Consider the following 2,608-nt stretch of genomic DNA (forward strand, 5'->3'; position numbering starts at 1 on the left):
TCAGCCCCAACTCGGTCATGGCCGTCATCATCTCATGCCGCTGCATGGAGACCTCGCAGGCTGTCATAGCGGTTGCAGTCGGCGCGGGGCGGATGGCGCAGCGCCAGGTCCTCGGGGGTGACAATGGTTAGCGGTCGTGGCGGTTCTCGCCTGCGGGCCAGGATGTTGACGATGACGTCGTCGCTGGCGGTGCCGGCCAGCCGAACGGCCCGCCCCTGCTGGACGACGTAGGGTCCTGCCCTGCCCCCCTGCCCTGCCGCGCGCGCGATCAGATTCAGGACCATGAAGGCGTAGCGCGGCCTGGTCGACACCTGTGCGATGACATCGATGATCGACGGCAGCCCCTCAGTCAGGGGCAGCTGGGAAGAAATCTGCGGCGGGATGGCCGCGGATGCAGAGAATAAGTCGCCCTGGGTCATGGGAACAGGAGAAGCACGAAACGGGAATCGTGTGAATCCCATCCGGTTTGGTCGCCGACGTTTCTGTCAGCTGCGACACTTTTCCGCTGGGCAGAGTGTCATGGTAGGCACTTCCTAAATAGCCACTTTTAGGCGCTCACACGCCTGCCCACCTTCTCACAGTCAGTCCCGATCCTCGCTCAGATCATTCTGACTGGAGGCCCTCCCTCCCCGATATGCGCGTCGCCGTTGCGAACAAACGAGGCGGGCGGGTCCCGAGGCACCGTCGGACGACGTCGCGCACCAGCGGACCGGAGGAACCGGCCCCGCTCGTTCTTGTTTCGGTTACCCCGGCAGGTTATATCCCATGCCAGAGCAAGGAACAGGACCTAGGTAGGTCATGACGGACGTAGCGACCTCAGTGCTGGCGACGGTGAACGCTCCTTACGGAGCGAACCTCTCCGCGTATCAGCTTGCCGCAAAGATCGTTGATCCGGCTAGCCTCTATGCGTTCGATGCGCCGGTGTTCGCCTTCTTTTCGGAGGTGAACGAGGGATTGCAGCACCAGTTCATCGACAGCATGGGCGTCGATCATGACCAGGCTCATTGGATGGCGAACCAGTTTGCTGCCAAGGCAGGGTACGCCCTACCACTCGCCGCCTGACCCGCGTGCCTGTCGCACGGCCTAGCCAATGGTCGTCGCTCTTCGACATCGCCGGCAGCATTATCGATCAAGCGCAGAGAGCTGCCTACCCGTTCGAGTGGACCTTTGGCGGCGGTACGGCCCTGATGCTACAGATCGACCACCGCGAGAGCCACGACATCGACCTGTTCCTTGATGATCCCCAGGTCTTACCCTTTCTAAATCCCGGAACGCAGGGCTACGCGCTCGATCGAGCGCCCGACGGCTACGACACGGACGGCAGCCACGTCCTGAAGCTGACATTTGGCGAGGTCGGCGAGATCGACTTCATTTGCTGCGCCTCCATCACCGAGCGTCCAGCCAACCGCGTCACCGTGCGAGGGCGCGAGGTCCTGCTCGAGACCCCCAGTGAGATCATCGCGAAGAAGATCTACTATCGCGGCTCGCGCCTGCAGCCTCGCGACATGTTCGACCTCGCGGCGGTCGTCACTCGGGAGGGGGAGGAATATGTCGCTGCGGCGCTCAGGCAGTGCGGGCCAGATCGCTGCGCGGCCGCCTTGCGTGTAGCCGAGGCAATGTCGCCCAAGCTCGCGATCGGGGTGATCAGCCAGCTCATGTACCGCGAGCACCAATTACCGCTCGTTCGCAAGGCTCAAACACTCACGCAGGCGGCGCTACGTGCGGCGCTCACATGAAACGAGAGGTCCGCCGTCCATCCGTCGAGGAGCATCCAAAACTCTATGCGAGGCGCTGACTGTCGTCGGGCACATTGCCGGTACGAGCGGCATCAGGCTCCAACCGGCTCCACGACCATCCCGCTCCAGCGAGCGCTCCCTCGATCCAAGCGGCGACGTGCCCCGGCTCTCCGCTGCAGTACCAGGTGAGGTAGTCACCTTCCTCACGCACCCAGGCCACCACCTCGCCGGCCCGCCGAAAACCGTAGGAGGCGACCTCCCCATCGGGACTGCGCCAGCGAATGTTGGCGAGCGCACACCAGAGATCGACGCCACAGGCACCGTCCTCTCTCACGCGGTCACCCAGAATGCGGTCGAGAACGGCCTCAAACGCCTTGTAATGCCGGTAGGCTCGGCTGCTGGGCTGATCCTGGAAATCGCTTCGACTGAAAAACGGGAAGGCTGCCTCCATAAGCTGGTCCGCACTGCCGCGGTCGCGGGGGCATATCATCTCCCGTCTTGTTTCGCACCGCTGATCGGTCGAGCAGCTAACGCGGATAGCTGCCCGCTTGCGGGAATAGCCCCGGCTTCCAGCTCCCCGCCAGCGTGGCAGGAAAGGCGATCTGCAGCGGCGCCCGGGAGCCATCGGTCGTTAGCACACCGGGGCTCGCCAGCGCGGCAATGACGCGGCGTACCTGACGTTCACCGGTCCTCACCGGTCGGCGACCGCCTGGATGTCCGGTTCTTTGGCCATGTCTCGCAGCCTCTAGTCACCTGAATCCGAAGTTCGGCGCATTGTTTTCTGGCAGAAGCGTTTTACCGAGGCGAGGATGTCGTCGGCGGATTTGACCCATTTATAGGGTTTGGGTTTCTGGTTGTGGGCGGTGATGAAG

General features: G+C 63.2%; 3 protein-coding genes and 2 pseudogenes. 2 read left to right on the forward strand and 3 right to left on the reverse strand.

What is annotated here, in order from left to right; translation table 11 throughout:
* Positions 1–32 precede the first annotated feature (32 nt).
* Positions 33–194 (reverse strand): annotated as a pseudogene (locus tag COA07_RS18825) (IS21 family transposase); the annotation flags it as partial.
* A 604-nt stretch (positions 195–798) separates the two neighbouring features.
* Between COA07_RS18825 and COA07_RS17525 the strand changes: the two are divergent.
* Both COA07_RS17525 and COA07_RS17530 read left to right on the forward strand, forming a co-directional pair.
* Complete coding sequence (locus COA07_RS17525; protein WP_066713597.1) at positions 799–1,062, forward strand: hypothetical protein; 264 nt, start codon at positions 799–801, stop codon at positions 1,060–1,062.
* A 5-nt stretch (positions 1,063–1,067) separates the two neighbouring features.
* A complete protein-coding gene (locus COA07_RS17530) occupies positions 1,068–1,736 on the forward strand; it encodes a nucleotidyl transferase AbiEii/AbiGii toxin family protein (protein ID WP_066713595.1) in 669 nt (222 codons plus the stop codon).
* Positions 1,737–1,779: 43 nt separating this feature from the next.
* On the opposite strand, the gene COA07_RS18490 is transcribed toward COA07_RS17530, so the two are convergent.
* Positions 1,780–2,187 carry a hypothetical protein gene (locus COA07_RS18490; RefSeq protein ID WP_174525872.1) on the reverse strand — a complete coding sequence of 136 codons (408 nt, stop codon included), beginning with the start codon at positions 2,185–2,187 and terminating at the stop codon, positions 1,780–1,782.
* Positions 2,188–2,481: 294 nt separating this feature from the next.
* Positions 2,482–2,608: pseudogene (locus COA07_RS17545) on the reverse strand (IS630 family transposase); the annotation flags it as partial.

It is taken from the genome of Sphingomonas adhaesiva (assembly GCF_002374855.1).
Lineage (GTDB): Bacteria > Pseudomonadota > Alphaproteobacteria > Sphingomonadales > Sphingomonadaceae > Sphingomonas > Sphingomonas adhaesiva.